General features: G+C 64.4%; 6 protein-coding genes, 1 tRNA gene and 1 pseudogene. 4 read left to right on the forward strand and 4 right to left on the reverse strand.

The window, feature by feature from the left end:
* Nucleotides 1-31: 31 nt before the first annotated feature.
* The 3 genes from gltB (at nt 32) to pyk (ending at nt 7,650) form a co-directional block, all read left to right on the forward strand.
* A complete protein-coding gene (gene gltB, locus FBY31_RS01100; protein ID WP_142035853.1) occupies nt 32-4,645 on the forward strand; it encodes a glutamate synthase large subunit in 4,614 nt (1,537 codons plus the stop codon).
* Entirely contained in the window at nt 4,638-6,095 is a 1,458-nt protein-coding gene (locus FBY31_RS01105) for a glutamate synthase subunit beta (RefSeq protein ID WP_142035856.1), read from the forward strand. The genes gltB and FBY31_RS01105 overlap by 8 nt, the downstream gene beginning before the upstream one ends.
* 64 nt (nt 6,096-6,159) lie before the next feature.
* On the forward strand, nt 6,160-7,650 hold the full coding sequence (gene pyk, locus FBY31_RS01110; RefSeq protein WP_142035859.1) for a pyruvate kinase: 1,491 nt from the start codon (nt 6,160-6,162) through the stop codon (nt 7,648-7,650).
* A 70-nt stretch (nt 7,651-7,720) separates the two neighbouring features.
* Here the strand turns inward: pyk and FBY31_RS01115 are convergent, their stop codons facing one another.
* Nucleotides 7,721-8,326 carry an ANTAR domain-containing response regulator gene (locus FBY31_RS01115; RefSeq protein WP_120691251.1) on the reverse strand — a complete coding sequence of 202 codons (606 nt, stop codon included), beginning with the start codon at nt 8,324-8,326 and terminating at the stop codon, nt 7,721-7,723.
* A gap of 205 nt (nt 8,327-8,531) precedes the next feature.
* Here FBY31_RS01115 and FBY31_RS01120 point away from each other — a divergent pair.
* Nucleotides 8,532-8,613: transfer RNA gene (locus tag FBY31_RS01120), tRNA-Leu, on the forward strand.
* 1,218 nt (nt 8,614-9,831) lie between these two features.
* On the opposite strand, the pseudogene FBY31_RS01125 reads toward FBY31_RS01120, so the two are convergent.
* The 3 genes and pseudogenes from FBY31_RS01125 to FBY31_RS01135 form a co-directional block, all read right to left on the reverse strand.
* Nucleotides 9,832-11,687, reverse strand: a pseudogene (locus tag FBY31_RS01125) (glycoside hydrolase family 3 N-terminal domain-containing protein).
* A 91-nt stretch (nt 11,688-11,778) separates the two neighbouring features.
* A complete protein-coding gene (locus FBY31_RS01130; RefSeq protein ID WP_235012859.1) occupies nt 11,779-14,118 on the reverse strand; it encodes a glycoside hydrolase family 3 N-terminal domain-containing protein in 2,340 nt (779 codons plus the stop codon).
* Nucleotides 14,115-16,688: a beta-glucosidase gene (locus FBY31_RS01135; protein ID WP_142035862.1), complete on the reverse strand. Its 2,574-nt coding sequence runs from the start codon at nt 16,686-16,688 to the stop codon at nt 14,115-14,117. The genes FBY31_RS01130 and FBY31_RS01135 overlap by 4 nt, the downstream gene beginning before the upstream one ends.
* Nucleotides 16,689-16,798: the final 110 nt, after the last annotated feature.

A 16,798-nucleotide genomic window follows, 5' to 3' on the forward strand; every position in this document is an offset into this window, starting at 1 on the left:
ATACGCACGATCAGGAGGAAGGACGTCTCCCATGACCCAAACTCTTCACACTCCCAGCTGGTCTGAACCGGATCAGCCTGAGGCTGCCATGTCGCCGTTCAAGCGCTTCGCATCCCTGCCGGAGGCAAGCGGGCTGTACAACCCCGAGCAGGAGAAGGACGCCTGCGGTCTTGCGATCATCGCCACCCTCCGCGGCGAGCCCGGCTACGACATCGTCGATGCCGCCCTGACCGCCCTGCGCAACCTTGAGCACCGCGGTGCCGTAGGTGCGGACGAAGGCACCGGTGACGGCGCAGGCCTCCTCATGCAGATCCCGGATGAGTTCTTCCGTGCGGTCACTGAGTTCGAACTGCCCGGCCCCGGCCAGTACGTGGCCGGTACTGCGTTCCTGCCGGCCGAGCAGCGCGAAGCCGACGCCGCGAAGGCCGGCATCGAAGGCCTCGCAGCCGACGAGGGCCTGAAGGTCCTGGGCTGGCGCGAAGTGCCCGTTGTCGCCGACCTCGTCGGTGCCATGGCGCGCGCCTGCATGCCCTACTTCTCCCAGCCGTTCCTGGCGTCCGCCACCGGCGAGGAACTGGACCGCAACGAACTGGACTCCCGCGCCTGGCGGATCCGCAAGCGTGCCCAGAACAAGTTCGGCGTGTACTTCCCGTCGCTGTCCTCGCGGACCATCGTCTACAAGGGCATGCTCACCACCGCCCAGCTGGAGCCGTTCTACCCGGACCTTTCGGACAAACGGTTCAAGACCAAACTGGCAATCGTCCACTCGCGCTTCTCCACCAACACCTTCCCGTCCTGGCCGTTGGCGCAGCCGTTCCGCACCATCGCCCACAACGGTGAAATCAACACCGTCAAGGGCAACCGGAACTGGATGCGTGCCCGCCAGTCCCAGCTCGCCAACCCGCTGCTGGGTGACTCGCCGGAAGAGCTGTACCCGATCTGCACCCCCGGTGCTTCGGATTCCGCGTCCTTCGACGAGGTAGCAGAGCTGCTGTGGCTCTCCGGCCGCCCCATCACGCACTCGATCATGATGATGATCCCTGAGGCCTGGGAAAACCACGCCACCATGGATCCGGCACGGCGTGCGTTCTACGAGTACCACTCCCTGCTGATGGAACCGTGGGACGGCCCGGCGGCTGTTTCCTTCACGGACGGCAACCTCGTGGGCGCCACCCTGGACCGCAACGGCCTGCGCCCGGGCCGCTTCTGGATCACCGAGGACGGCCTGATCGTCTTCGCCTCCGAGGTGGGCGTGATCGACGTCGAAGCCTCCAAGGTGGTTAAGAAGGGCCGCGTGTCCCCGGGCAAGATGTTCCTGGTGGACACCGAATCCGGCCGCATCATCGACGACGAAGAGGTCAAGGCCGAGGTGGCCGCCGCCAACCCGTGGGCGGAGTGGGTCAAGGACAACCTGATCGACCTCAACGACCTTCCCGAGCGCGAGCACGTGGTCCACACGGCCGCGTCCGTCAACATCCGCCAGCGCACCTTCGGCTACACCACGGAGGAACTGAAGATCCTGCTGGGCCCGATGGCCCGCACCGGCGCCGAACCGCTGGGTGCCATGGGCTCGGACACCCCGGTGGCCGTGCTGTCCAAGCGCCCCCGGCTGCTCTTCGATTACTTCGTGCAGTCCTTCGCCCAGGTGACCAACCCGCCGCTGGACGCCATCCGCGAGGAATTGGTCACGTCGCTGACCTGTGCCATCGGCCCCAACGGCAACCTCCTGGACACCAAGCAGGTCCGCCAGCCCCAGGTCCAGCTGCCGTTCCCGGTGATCAACAACGACCAGCTCGCCAAGATCGCCAACATCGAGGACGCCGAGGGCAACCGCGTTGCCATGAAGGTCCGCGGCCTGTACCGCCCCGAAGGCGGCGAAAACGCGCTCCGTGCCCGGCTGACGGAAATCTGCGAGCAGGTTTCCGGTGCCATCAACCGCGGTGTCCAGTACGTGGTGCTGTCCGACCGCGACTCGAACGCACAGTGGGCGCCCATCCCGTCCCTGCTGCTGGTCAGCGCCGTGCACCACCACCTGCTGCGCAGCGCCAACCGCACCAAGACCGCCCTGGTGGTCGAAGCCGGCGACGTCCGCGAGACGCACCATGTGGCCGTTCTCATCGGTTACGGCGCCTCCGCCGTCAACCCGTACCTGGCGATGGAATCCGTGGAGCAGCTGATTGCTGCCGGCGACGTGACCGGCGTCACCCCCCAGGACGGCGTTTACAACCTCATCAAGGGCCTGGGCAAGGGCGTCCTGAAGATCATGTCCAAGATGGGCATCTCCACCGTGGCGTCCTACACCGGTGCGCAGACGTTCGAGGCACTGGGCCTGGGCCAGGAACTGGTGGACGAATTCTTCGCCGGAACGCACTCACAGCTGGGTGGCGTTGGCCTGGACGTCATCGCGGCTGAAGTGTCCGCGCGCCACCAGATGGCCTACCCCGAGGGCGGCATCGAGCTGCCCCACCGCCCGCTGCTGGGCGGCGGCGAATACCAGTGGCGCCGTGACGGTGAGCCGCACCTGTTCAACCCGGAGACCGTCTTCCGGCTGCAGCACGCCACACGTGAACGCCGCTACGATATCTTCAAGGCCTACACCAAGGGCGTGGACGATCAGTCCCAGAACCTGATGACCCTGCGCGGGCTGCTCAAGTTCAAGAACGAGCGTCCTGCGGTTCCGCTGGAAGAGGTTGAGCCCGTCTCCAGCATCGTCAAGCGGTTCTCTACGGGTGCCATGAGCTACGGCTCCATCTCCCAGGAGGCCCACGAGACGCTGGCCATCGCCATGAACCAGCTGGGCGGCAAGTCCAACACCGGTGAAGGCGGCGAGGACGTGGAGCGCCTGCTCGACCCCAAGCGCCGCTCCGCCGTCAAGCAGATCGCTTCCGGCCGCTTCGGCGTCACCAGCCTCTATCTGACCAACGCTGACGACATCCAGATCAAGATGGCGCAGGGTGCGAAGCCCGGCGAAGGCGGCCAGCTGATGGCGCAGAAGGTCTACCCGTGGGTGGCCCGGACACGGCACTCGACCCCCGGCGTCGGACTCATCTCCCCGCCCCCGCACCACGACATCTACTCGATCGAGGACCTGGCGCAGCTGATTTACGATGCCAAGCGCGCCAACCCTTCGGCCAGGGTGCACGTAAAGCTCGTCTCCGAGGTAGGGATCGGCACTGTGGCGTCCGGCGTGACCAAGGCGAAGGCCGACGTCGTGCTCGTTTCCGGCCACGACGGCGGAACCGGCGCCTCGCCGCTGAACTCGCTCAAGCACGCCGGCGTCCCGTGGGAGCTCGGCCTCGCCGAGACCCAGCAGACGCTGATGCTCAACGGCCTGCGCGACCGTGTGGTGGTGCAGGTCGACGGCCAGCTCAAGACCGGCCGCGACGTGGTGATCGCCGCGCTGCTCGGCGGCGAGGAGTTTGGCTTCGCCACCGCACCGCTGGTGGTGGAAGGCTGCATCATGATGCGGGTCTGCCACCTGGACACCTGCCCGGTGGGCGTGGCCACCCAGAACCCGGAACTGCGGGCACGCTTCAGCGGCAAGCCCGAGTTCGTGGTCAACTTCTTCGAGTTCCTCGCAGAGGAAGTCCGCGAAATCCTGGCCGAGCTGGGCTTCCGCAGCCTGGAAGAGGCCATCGGCCACGCCGAGGTCCTCGATGCCCGGGAAGCGGTCAACCACTGGAAGGCCGACGGCCTGGACCTGGATCCGATCCTGCACGGGCTGGAGTTCGACGACGACGCCCCGCTGCGGAACATGACCGGCCAGAACCACGAGCTGGACAAGCACTTCGACCAGCGGCTCATCACCATGGCCACCGAAGCCCTGACGGACCGCAGTCCGGTGAAGATCTCCGTTGACGTGATCAACACGGACCGTTCCGTGGGCACCATGCTGGGCCACGTGGTCACCAAGACGTTCAGCACGGACGTCCTGGCCACGGACACCATCGACGTCACCCTGAGCGGCACCGCCGGCCAGTCCCTGGGCGCGTTCCTGCCCGCAGGCATCACCCTGCGGCTGTTCGGCGACTCAAACGACTACGTGGGCAAGGGACTCTCCGGCGGGCGCATCATCGTCCGGCCGGACCGCACCAACGTGTTCAAGGCCGAAACGAACGTCATCGCCGGCAACGTGATCGGCTACGGCGCCACGAGCGGTGAAATGTTCCTGCGCGGCCAGGTGGGCGAACGCTTCCTGGTCCGCAACTCGGGTGCCACCGCCGTCGTCGAAGGCATCGGCGACCACGGCTGCGAGTACATGACCGGTGGCCAGACCCTGATCATCGGCCGTACCGGGCGCAACTTCGGCGCCGGCATGTCCGGCGGCACCGCCTACGTCCTGGACCTGGACACTGCCAAGGTCAACAAGGACGCCCTGCAGTCCGGCGAACTCCAGCTCCGCGAGCTGGACGCCGAAGACCGCGACATCGTGCACGGCCTCCTGGTCAAGCACGTTGAAGAAACTGACTCCCAGCTGGCCGCGCGCCTCCTCGAGAACTTCGATGACACCGCTGCCCGCATTACCAAGGTGCTGCCGCGCGACTATGCGGCCGTGCTGCAAACCCGTCTCGACGCCATCGAAGAGGGCCTGGACCCCGACGGCGAAGAAGTGTGGTCCCGAATCCTGGAGGTAACCGGTGGCTGATCCACGCGGATTTTTGAAAGTACGTCAGCGTGAAACCCAGCCGCGCCGTCCCGTTCCCGTCCGCATCATGGACTGGAAGGAAGTGTACGAGGCGCAGGAAAAGGGCACCCTGAAGGCCCAGGCCGGCCGCTGCATGGACTGCGGCGTGCCGTTCTGCCACCAGGGCTGCCCGCTGGGCAACCTCATTCCCGAGTGGAACGACCTCATGTGGCGGGACAAGGGCGAGGAAGCCATCGAGCGCCTCCACGCCACCAACAACTTCCCGGAGTTCACCGGCCGCCTGTGCCCCGCCCCGTGCGAGGCATCGTGCGTGCTGGGGATCAACCAGCCCGCCGTGACCATCAAGCAGGTGGAAGTCTCCATCATCGACGAAGCCTGGGACAACGGCTGGGTCAACCCGCTGCCTCCCGCACGACTGACGGGAAAGACCGTTGCCGTCGTCGGCTCCGGGCCTGCCGGCCTGGCCGTCGCACAGCAGCTGACGCGCGTGGGCCACACCGTGGCTGTGTACGAGCGCGACGACAAGATCGGCGGCCTGCTGCGGTACGGCATCCCCGACTTCAAGATGGAAAAAGAGCAGGTTGACCGCCGCGTCGAGCAGATGAAGGCGGAGGGGACCCGCTTCCGCACCGGTGTAACGGTGGGCACGGACGTGACCTGGGAGCAGCTGCGCAGGCGCTACGACGCCGTCGTGGTCTGCACCGGCGCTACGGTTCCGCGCGACCTGCCCATCCCGGGCCGGGACCTTGAAGGTGTCCACTTCGCCATGGATTACCTCGTTCCGGCAAACCGCGTCGTAGCGGGGGAGTCGGTGGAGAACCAGATCCACGCCCAGGGCAAGCACGTAGTGATCCTTGGCGGCGGCGATACCGGAGCTGACTGCCTCGGCACCGCCCACCGGCACGGCGCTGCCTCAGTTACCACGCTTGCCATCGGCAAGCAGCCCCCGGCCGAGCGTGCCGGCCACCAGCCGTGGCCGACGTTCCCCACCCTCTTTGAGGTGGCCAGCGCCCACGAGGAAGGCGGCGAGCGGACCTATCTCGCCTCGACCGTGGAGTTCGTTGGCGAAAACGGCAAGCTCACCGGCGTCAAGGTAGCCGAGACGGAATTCGTGGACGGCAAGCGCCTCCCCAAGGCAGGAACCGAGCGGATCATTCCCGCCGACCTGGTGTTCCTGTCCCTGGGCTTCACCGGCGCCGAGCCTGCGGGCATCACCGAACAGGTGCACGCGGAATTCGACGGCCGCGGCAACGTCTCCCGCGACGGCTACTACATGACCAACACCGAGGGCGTTTTTGTCGCCGGCGACGCCGGCCGCGGACAGTCCCTCATTGTGTGGGCCATCGCCGAAGGACGCGCCGCTGCAGCAGCTGTGGACAAGTACCTGATGGGCAGCACCATCCTGCCCGCACCCGTGGCGCCTACCGACCGGGCCATCGCCGTCCTCTAGAGCTGCACCGAGGGTTCACCTCTTCGACAACTTAACCAATGCAAGAGACCAATAGGGTAGGTATATGAGACGCGCAAAAATTGTGGCTACGTTCGGCCCGGCAATTGCCAGCTATGAAAACACCCTCGCGGTGCTGGAAGCCGGCGTTGACGTCGCCCGCATGAACATGAGCCACGGCGACTACACCGTGCATGACAACACCTACGAGAACGTCCGGAAGGCAGCCGCCGACCTTGGCAAGGCTGTGGCTATCATGGCCGACCTGCAGGGACCCAAGATCCGCCTGGGCCGCTTCGTCGACGGACCGCACGCCCTGGCCGTCGGTGACACGTTCACTATCACCACCGAGGACGTCCCCGGCACCAAGGACATCTGCTCCACCACGCTGAAGAGCCTCACCGAGGACGTCAACGTGGGAGACGCGCTGCTGATCGACGACGGCAAGGTTGCGCTGCGTGCCACGGCCGTCGACGACGTCAAGGTCGTTACCGAGGTGACCGTGGGCGGCATGGTGTCCAACAACAAGGGCATCAACCTTCCCGGCGTGGCCGTCAACGTTCCCGCGCTGAGCGAAAAGGATGAGGACGACCTGCGCTGGGCCATGCGCCGCGGTGTTGACCTGGTGGCCCTGTCATTCGTGCGTGACGCCTCCGACATCACCCGCGTGCACGAGATCATGGACGAGGAAGGCCGCCGCGTGCCCGTCATCGCCAAGATCGAAAAGCCGCAGGCCGTGGAGCAGCTGCCCGAGATCATCGACGCGTTCGACGCCATCATGGTGGCCCGTGGCGACCTGGGTGTGGAACTTCCGCTGGAGGAAGTGCCGATCGTACAGAAGCGCGCCATCGAACTGGCCCGCCGCTGGGCCAAGCCGGTCATCGTGGCAACGCAGGTCCTGGAATCCATGATCGACAACCCTCGCCCCACCCGCGCCGAGGCTTCCGACTGCGCCAATGCCGTGCTTGATGGTGCCGACGCCGTGATGCTCTCCGGTGAGACCAGCGTGGGCAAGTACCCGATTGAGACCGTCAAGGTTATGGCCCGGATCATCGAGTCCACCGAGGTCCACGGCCTGGAGCGCGTCCCCCCGCTGGGCACCAAGCCCAAGACCCGCGGCGGCGCAATCACCCGTGCCGCCGTCGAAATCGCCGACCAGCTGGACGCCAAGTACATCTGTGCGTTCACCCAGTCGGGCGATTCCGCACGCCGCCTGTCCCGCCTGCGCCCCATCAAGCCGGTCTTCGCCTTCACCCCGGTGGAGCAGGTCTGGAACCAGCTGGCACTGACGTGGGGCATCCAGCCGGTGCTGGTCCAGATGGTGGACCACACCGATGCGATGACCGCTCAGGTTGACCGCAGCCTCATGGAGATGGAACTTGTTCAGGACGGTGACCTGGTGGTCATCGCCGCCGGTTCCCCTCCCGGAAAGGCCGGTTCCACCAATTCCCTGAAGGTGCACAAGGTGGGTGACCTTGCCGACTCCACTTATGCGGGTGAAGTCAGCAGCAACAAGGAAAAGCTCGGCCCCTGGCCGGAACGGAAGAAGAAGGCTTAGGCTTTCTAAGCAACAAAAAGGGAGGATCTCCGCCGTGTGGCGGGGATCCTCCCTTTTGTTTACAACGCTCTTAGTTGACCTGGTTGATGATGGTCTCAGCCACTTCGCGCATGCTCAGGCGGCGGTCCATGGAGGTCTTCTGGATCCAGCGGAAGGCCTCCGGCTCGGTGAGGCCCATCTTGGTGGTCAGCAGGCTCTTGGCGCGCTCCACGAGCTTGCGGGTGGCGAACTGCTCCTGGAGGTCGGAGACTTCGCTTTCGAGCGCCTTGATCTCCTCGTGGCGGGAGAGGGCGATTTCCAGTGCCGGGATGAGGTCCGCGGGGGTGAAGGGCTTCACCACGTAGGCCATGGCGCCGGCGTCGCGGGCACGCTCCACGAGTTCCTTCTGGCTGAAGGCAGTCAGCAGGACGACGGGGGCGATGCGGGCCTTGACGATCTTCTCTGCTGCAGAGATGCCGTCCATGACGGGCATCTTGACGTCCATCAGGACCAGGTCCGGCTTCAGTTCCTCAGCCAGCTGCACGGCCTTCTCGCCGTTGTCAGCTTCGCCGATGACGTCATAGCCTTCGCCGCGCAGGATTTCGATGATGTCGAGGCGGATGAGGGTTTCATCTTCGGCCACAACGACGCGGCGCGCCGGCTGGGACGATGGTTTTGACTCCGTCTGTTCAGTCACGGGATCTCCTTGGAAAGGTACGGCGGGGACATCACTATCTTAGGTGCGCGCCCGGTCCTGTACTTGATCTGCATGGTTGGTTGCGGCGTCAGCGGCGCGATTCTGGAATTCAGCCTATCTGCATGTAGAGTAATTCCGCGTACGTGAAGTGATCGCGTTGCTCACAATCAGCTGTGGGCGTAGCCTTTTGCTTCATGTATTCCGCGCCCGAGTGGCGGAATTGGCAGACGCGCCGCACTCAAAATGCGGTATCGAAAGGTGTGTGGGTTCGAGTCCCACCTCGGGCACGCAAACCCCCTCGTCAGAGGGGTTTTTGCTTTAAGCGTGTGTACGATGCTTTGGCCCGTTGAGTCTGACGGTGGTTCGCGGCCGTTGCCTGGCCGCAGCGGTGGCCTATTCAGGTGTGTGGGTGGCGGGTCAGTGCCCTGGCTGGTGGGCTCACCGCCTGCTGTTTATGGGTGTGGGTGGGTCCTCGTTTCGGTTCTGTCGGGTTGGTCTGGGGTGGCCAACACCTGTGCATGGCTTTGCGGTGCGGGAACGACATGACGAGGCCTCTCTGGTGCGGAACGGTCTGGGAGGGCGGCTTTTGGTTGCGCGGGGGAGTCGTGGTCGTGTAGTTGTCCGGCCAACGGGAGGTGCAGACAGTGTCCACAGCTACGTCTGCTTCTTGGAGTGGCCGTAGGGGTCGTGTCCACTATCAGGTTCAGGGATATGAATTCATACCCGCGGTGTCAGAAAAGAAACCGAGCCCAGCCGGACACCCTTCACACCACCGCTTGACGAAAGGTTGAGGTGTTCCCAACCCCGCCATTAGCCGCCGTGAGCCCTCTCCGGACCTGATGAGCCTAGGTGCGCAAGGAGCCATGTTCACGAAAACTTTGAGGGAGTCCCGCCTGCAGGGTTGTTCAGAAGGCACAAATAGTTCGCGGTCGAATTTTCGCGCGTACCAGTAAAATTCAGAAGCTGGCGGCGTAGTTGGACAGGTCGCCAGCAGTCTGAAGCATCCGTCACAATTCGGGGCGGCTGTCTGGAGTCAATCGGTTGCTCTGGCTGCTGTTATCAGCGTGGGTCTTAGAATTCATGGAGCACGTGTCGGCCTTCGCCTGTCAACTGTTTCAAGGGCAGCTCAGACCCGGTGCGCGTTGGAGCGAGCTTCACGAATCGTCCCGGCGCGGTTTCCCAGAGGCGTCTTGTAGATGCCCCTTCCTGGGCAAGCCACAAGATTCGGCCGTCCTCAGTCACGGCTTCGACCCGGCCCCGGTCGACGATTCTCCAGCCCTCATAGACCTCTACGTTCGCGCCGAGGAGAGTTGTCCAGTCATCAACTGGCTGCCAAAACGTGGACGAATCGGGGGAACAGCTATTCGCTTCTGAATGATGTGAGTTCAAAGCTTCCCCCTCAAAATGTTGCTCACTCTTGCCTCCATCCCTCGGTGACCGATGCGGCTGCTTTGACATGCTGGCCGTGTGTTTGCCCCTACGGACCAGCGGGGCCAGCAACGGATTTAGATGGAAAGCCCGAAGTGCACTGGGTACATGGGGTTCTTAGTGTCGGAGGGTACGTCTTCGCGGGACGCCCGGACGGCGTTCATTGATCGGGGTATCTCTATCGGGAGCTTTCCTCTTGGTGGGATGTCACCGGTGAGAGCAGCAAACACTGCGCGGTCCGAGCTGCCATAATCCACAGCGAGGGCGGACACGAATGGCACCAGGGGAGTGACAATGGCCGGTCGGTCGAAGTTGATGATGACGATGAGCGGGCAATGCTCGGAGATACGCCGAAGCCTGTGGATGAGCCCGGGAGGGAACTCCAGTGAACCCTGATGGAACCACGATTCCAGGAACAGGTCGTTGCGGGGTTCAAAGGGTGCTCCTAGCCTCATAACGGCAACATCAGCGCTTTCGGGTGACTCAGCCGGGTGGCCCCAGTTTGAGACCACATCCGCCTTGATGTTCTCGCTGTAGATGGCAACGCTTTTCATGGAGTGCGCGAGAGGCAGGATGGGCACGCCGTGGTGTTCTTTGTTTTCGAGGACCGTGATCGATGCGGCTTGGGCGGTGAGGCCGAGCCTCTGGAAATCCTCGCGCCCAACGAGGGCTTCCGCTGCGTCTTCGTCCACGTAAGGATCATCGAAAAGGCCAAGGCGGAACTTGACGAGCAGGAGGCGCCGGACGGATTCGTCGATACGGGCCTCTTCAATGCGGCCTTCCGTCAGCAGTTCGAGGAGAAGATCGACGCATTCCTCGCCTCCGAACTGATCCGCGCCGGCCTCAAGAATCCGTTCCATGCGCTCTTTCGGGCTCAGGTGTTCGACGCCCCATGCCCGGGCGGGCAGCACCTGGTCCCCGACATGGTTGTCGTTGACCAGTTCCCAGTCTGTGACGACGACGCCGTCGAAGCCGAGCTCACCGCGGAGTAGGCCGGTGATGATCTGCTTGTTGAAGCCGAATCCGACCTCCTCGATGGCCTCACCGTTGCGGACCAATCCTTGGGGCATCCCGTAGTACGGCATCATGCTTGCGGTACGGCGCTCGATTGCGGTGATGAATGGCCGGAGGTGGTATTCGAACATCCCGCCGGGGTAGACCTGTTCTCGTCCGTAGGGGAAGTGCGCGTCTTCTCCGTCTTTCTGCGGTCCGCCGCCGGGAAAGTGCTTGGTGGTGCAGTGCAAGCGACACTGTCCGGTCCAAGGACGTTACCCTGGAACCCTTGGATGTAGGCGGCCGTGAACTCTGCGACCCTATCGGCGTCGTGTCCGAGGCTTTGCGCCTGGCGCCCCCACCGCGGCTCGGTCACGAGGTCGATTTGAGGGTGAAGCGCTGCCCGGATACCCACTGCACGGTATTCCTGGCGGGCTATCTCAGCGAAGGCCCGTATTGCCTCCACGTCGTTCAGGGCGGCGAGTCCGAGGGCTTCGGGCCACTGGGAGAACGGGCCGGCGGCGAAGGCAACTCCGGCGTTCTCGGTGAAGGCGTGCCTGGGGTCGGTGCTGATGGTGACGGGAACACCGTGTTGTGTTGTTTCCGCGAGTTTCTGCAGCGCGTTGTTCCAGCGTGCAGCTTGGCGCGCAGTGCGGATCTGATGGACGTTGAAGTGCGTCATGCACTTGCCGACGATGACCTCGGTGGTGGCAGATTTTGATATGGCTCCGGGTTGCTCCAGCAGATCACCGTCGGCGCCGACCTCGATGACGGTCTGGAACATCAGACCGACCTTCTCCTTCAAGGTGAGACGGGTGAGCAGATCCTCCGTGCGTTCATCTGGCGTGAGACGGGGATCCTCGTACGGTTCCATCGTGCCGTTGTGGTTAAGGTCGCGGAAGGTGGTCCCGTCGGGTGCGGTCAACGTGCGGAGCGACATGTCATCTCTTTCAAAAATAGGACGGGGTAAGGGACCCCGCCCCGCAGGGGTACTACGTCGGATTTACGGACTGCGCGGTGGCAGGCCCGGGCTAGCTGGTCTGCTGATCCCGGATGGTGAAGCGGGCTTTCAGCAGGTCGGCGTCGCGTGAACTTGATCCCACGAGGACGTCGAAGTCACCCTCCTCGACGATGCGGTGACCAGCGGCTGTGACGAGGGAGCATGCAGAGGCAGGGAAGACCAATTCCACCTCGGCCTTTCCGCCTGATGGCAGAGCTACCTGCGCGAAAGCCTTCAGCTCTTTGCTGGCCCAGGTGACGCTGGTGACAAGGTCAGAGATGTATGCCTGCACCGTCTCCAAAACCGGTCGTGGGCCGGTGTTGTGTACCGTCACCGTGGCCGTTATCTGGCCGGTGGAGGGGATGTCGCTGTGTGCTACGCGCAGGTTGGAATACTCCACCTTGGTGTAGCTCAGCCCTTCACCAAATGCGAAGAGTGGATCTTGGGTGAGATCGGCGTATCGGTCCCCGTGTTGCCCACGGACCTGGTTGTAGTAGACCGGCACCTGCCCGACGTGGCGCGGGACGGTGATCGGCATCCGTCCGCTCGGCTCTTCGAGCCCGAGGAGGACTTCGGCGATGGCTTGGCCACCCTGCATACCCGGGTTGAAGGCTTCAAGGATCGCGGCCGCTTGCATCGCGGATGCTGGGAGCACGGCTGGCTTGGAGTGGATCAGCACGAGGACCACCGGCGTCCCCGTGTCAATCAGGGCATCGAGCAGAGCCACCTGGCCGCCCTGCAGTTCCAAGGTCGCGGTCGAGCGGCCCTCACCCGCGAGGGCTGTGGTGTCGCCAAGGACCGCGATGACCCAGTCAGATTCCCTCGCCATTGCGACGGCTTCATTAATGAGCGCGGCGTCCGGCTCTGCTGCTTCGAAGAGGGGAGGGCGCGGTTGACCGTCGGGGAAGGTTGCCCCGGCGGGATCAGGCACGAGGGTGCCAATGTCTGCTCCGCGGGCATGGGAGATGGTCCAGTTCAGGGGAGCCACATTCCTGAAGCCGTCCAGGACTGTCTGTGTGAGCTCGCGGGGGTGCCCGTCGGGCATCATCCACTCGACCTGTCCGGATGCTCCTGCCCAGTCGCCGAGCTGTGCGTGTTGGTCATCGGCGTTCGGACCGATCACAGCGACGCGATGCGTCTGCCGGTCGGCGGCTCGCCCGCCCGCCCGGACCAGCCCCCCGGCAAGAGGGAGGGTGCCATCGTTGCGGAGGAGAACCAGGCCGCGGCGCGCCATCTGAAGGTTCAGCCGGGCATGGCCCGTGGAGCCGATGATCGCTTTTTGGCGGGTCTGGTCAGGGAGTCGCGGGTCCTCGAACAGTCCCAGCTCGAACTTGAGCGTCAGGATCCGTCGGACGGCGTCGTCGATCTGGGTTTCCGGCGAGTTCCCGCGGGTGACTGATTCCTGGGCGGCCTCGAAGAACTGGGGGGTGTTCATGATCAGGTCATTGCCGGCGTCAATGGCCAGCGTCGCTGCCTCCACATCGTTTGCGGCGACTTTCTGTTCCCACACCATCCGTCCGACGTTGTCCCAGTCGGTGACGAGGATGCCCGGGAACCCCCACTCTTGCTTGAGTACTTCCTCGAGCAGCCAATGGTTGGTGGTGACGGGCACCCCGTCAATGGACTGGTAGCCGAGCATGAAGGTCGCGCAGCCTTCCTGGACTGCGCGCTCGAAGGGCGGTAAGAACCAGGAGCGGAGCTTCCTGCGGCTCAGATCGGCTTCGCTGGCGTCCCTGCCTCCCTGCGTCTCGGAGTACCCGACGAAGTGCTTCGCTGTCGCGAGAATCGCCTCCGGATCGTTGAGCCCGTTGCCCTGGTAGCCCCGGATCATGGCGGCACCCAGTTCGCCGATGAGGTGGGGGTCCTCGCCGAAGGTTTCATCCACGCGTCCCCATCGTGGGTCCCGGGCGATGCAGAGAACGGGGGAGAAGGTCCAGTGCAGCCCTGTGGTCGCGACTTCGCGGGCGACTGCCCTGGCTCCCTCCTGTATTAGTCGCGGATCCCAGGTGCAGGCCATTGCCAGTTGGGTCGGCATGATGGTGGCCCCTGGCCAGAACGAGTATCCGTGGATGCAGTCGTCGGCCATCAGCAAGGGAATCCGCAACCGGGTCGCCTCGACGAGCCGGGACGCTTCGATGATTCGTTCGGGTGAGGCATGCAGGAGCGATCCGGCGAGCTTTCCCTGGACGAGGTCTTCGAGGTCGCCGCGGGCATCGAGTTGCAGCATCTGCCCCACCTTCTCAGCGAGCGTCATGCGCCCGAGCAGGTCTGCGACGCGATCCGCCACGGGCAGCGCGGAGTCGAGATAGGGCATGGGCAGGGAGGACATGAGCGTGTTCTTTCCATCGATGGGCACGGGCGGGCAGCTCATGCCATCCGGGATTCCGTGGAGGCATTGAGGTGCGGTAGCGGTACGGGTCCGAGGACGATCTCTGCCGAGGATGCACCTACCCAGAGGCGCCGTCCGCTGGCAGCTCGAGCCCACGCACCGCTGGTCTCGTCATAGAAGTCGAGGCAGTCGCCCTCCACTGTGACGCTGACACGCCGGGATTCGGCTGGTTCCAGCGTGACGGAGGCGAAACCGGCCAGCGCGTTGGGGGCAAACTGAACCCCTGCCGGTTGGTCGGGGGATGTGAGGTACACCTGCGGGACGGCTGCGGCCGTCCGTTCGCCCGTGTTCATGACTGTGAAGGACACCTCCGCGCCGCCTTCAACCGCGGGCGTTACCTGGAGGTCGGTGTAGCTGAATTCGGTATACGTGAGTCCGAACCCGAACGGGAAGAGCGGCCGGATTCCGGTCGCGTCGTGCCAGCGGTAGCCGACGAGAATCCCCTCATCGTAGGAGACCGTATTGCCCACGCCAGGGTAGGTCCGGGCGCCACCGGCACCAGCGGCGCAGTTCTCAGAAGCGGTGGGGAAGGAAACCGGCAGCCTGCCCGCTGGGGCGACTTCCCCGAACAGCAGGTCAGCGACGGCCTGTCCGAAGAAGGGCCCGGGATACCACATCTGCAGCACGGCGGCAGCCGAATCGAGCCAGGGCATCAGGACGGCCCCACCGGTATTCAGCACGACGACGGTACGCGGATTCACGGCGCCGACCGCCCGGATCAGGTCCTCCTGCCGCCTCGAGAGCGACAGGGACGTGCGGTCAGCGCCCTCGCCGGCGACATCGTTCACGAAGACAATGGCGGCCTCTGCACTGGCGGCAGCGGCGACAGCCTCGGCCAGCCCGGAATCGGCGGGGGTGGACCACGTCAGGGCCACCGCCTGCCCAAAGAGCGAGGGGCGTGAGCTGTACTCGAACCTGATGTCGACAGTTGCCCCTGCAATGAGCTCCACGCTGCCGGAGACCGGCAGTTCAGGGCCATGGACGAATTTCGTTGCATCCCGCTCGCCCGTGAGGACAGTGGCGCCGTCGATTGTGAGCTTCGAGAAGCCGGCATGCAGCGAAGTGAAGGTGTACAGCCCTGATTCCTGAACCGTCAGTGTCGCGGACCAGCGCGCGGAGAACATCGGGCCGAGACTCTCCGGGGGGCCCGCGAGGGCAATCCCGGCCTCCTTGCGGGCCACGAGCGGGTTGCCGGGTTGCTGGAAGCCATCCCAGTATTCTGCCCACCAACCGCTCTCCCCGTCCGGTGTGCGCAGCATGCTGACGTCGATGGGATTGCCCTTGGAGAGGATGCCTTCGGAACCGGCGGCATGGATGACACTCGCGTGGCGTCCAAGTGCTTCCAGTGGAGACACCAGGTCATCTGGTCCGAGGGTGGCGCCGCCGCCCCCGCCGATCGTGTAGACCGCCTCCGGGCCGGCCGCACCGATGACGGCCAGGCGCGAGGAAGCGCGCAGCGGGAGAATGCCGTCGTTCTTTAACAGCACCGCCCCACGTGCAGCAACACGGGCGGAGAGTTGACGGTTCTGGGGCGTTGAGACGTTGTCCTTCGCCTGCCCGACAGGGTGCTCGACCAAGCCGCTGTCGAAGATCATCCAGAGCGTTCTGAAAACGGTATCGTCCAGCCGTTCCGCTGAGACTGACCCATCCAGGTACATCTCTGGGCTTCGCCCGCCGTTGCCCTGATCGAACTGCGGGAGGTCCACTCCGGCGTTCGCCGCCGCAACCTGGTCACGGACAGCCTGGGAGTAATCGGGGATGTAGACGCCGTTCCAACCGTCCTTCAAGGACGCGATAATGGCCGGGTGCTCACAGGCCTGCAGCCCGTTGACTCTGTTGTAGGAGCCCATAACGGATCCTGTCCCGCCAGCCGCTGTGGCCTTCCGGAAGGGGGCGATGTAGATCTCCTGCAATGCACGTTCAGATATACGCGCATCGATCGCCGGGGTGCGGACTCCGTCCTCGCCTCGGTCGCCCACCCGGCCCAGCTCCTGGTTGTTTCCCACGTAGTGCTTGAGGCACTGGATCGTGTGGGATTGCCTGGCACCGGAAATTTCGGCGTAGGCGAGCACACCGTTAAGCAAAGGATCTTCACCGAAGCTCTCAACCTGCCGTCCTGACCAGGGGTTTCTCGCCACGTCAGCCGCCGGCCCCAGCCACACAGACAGGCCCTTGCCGCGCAGCTCCCCGCCGATCGCGGAACCGACCTGGTATGCGAGGCCGGTGTCGAAGGTCGATGCGAGAGAGAAGCCGGAAGGAAAGACGGTCGTTCCCGGACGCGTAATACCGGCTGGCCCGTCGCTGGACCACAAGGTTGGGATGCCGTACGGCTCAAGCACCTCCAGGTCACCGGTGGCCACCCGGATCTTCTGCTCTTCGGTCAGGTCGGCAAGCACCGATTGTGCACGCTCTACCGCTGACCGGCTTTGGTCACGCCAAGGCTGGAAGGACTCATCAACCGATGTGTCTGGCGGGGAGCCGGAACCGACGGTCAGGGGTGCGTCCGTTGCGGTGCCGTAGCGGATCTCACTGGGATTCGCTTGTGTGCTCATAGGGAAGGGTCCATTTTCTGTTTTTGGCGAACGACCATGGCAGGCAACCTGCTGGGTTCTGCGGACTGGGAATCAGGGAGGGAGTGAACGCCGGAAATGCCCGGGTATGT

The organism is Arthrobacter sp. SLBN-100 (assembly GCF_006715305.1).
Lineage (GTDB): Bacteria > Actinomycetota > Actinomycetes > Actinomycetales > Micrococcaceae > Arthrobacter.

What these genes read in the sequence shown, in the direction of transcription:
- gltB (WP_142035853.1), top strand. Translation starts at nt 32, where the DNA reads ATGACCCAAACTCTTCACACTCCCAGCTGGTCTGAACCGGATCAGCCT.
- pyk (WP_142035859.1), top strand. Translation starts at nt 6,160, where the DNA reads ATGAGACGCGCAAAAATTGTGGCTACGTTCGGCCCGGCAATTGCCAGC.
- FBY31_RS01130 (WP_235012859.1), bottom strand. Translation starts at nt 14,118, where the DNA reads ATGAGCTGCCCGCCCGTGCCCATCGATGGAAAGAACACGCTCATGTCC.
- FBY31_RS01135 (WP_142035862.1), bottom strand. Translation starts at nt 16,688, where the DNA reads ATGAGCACACAAGCGAATCCCAGTGAGATCCGCTACGGCACCGCAACG.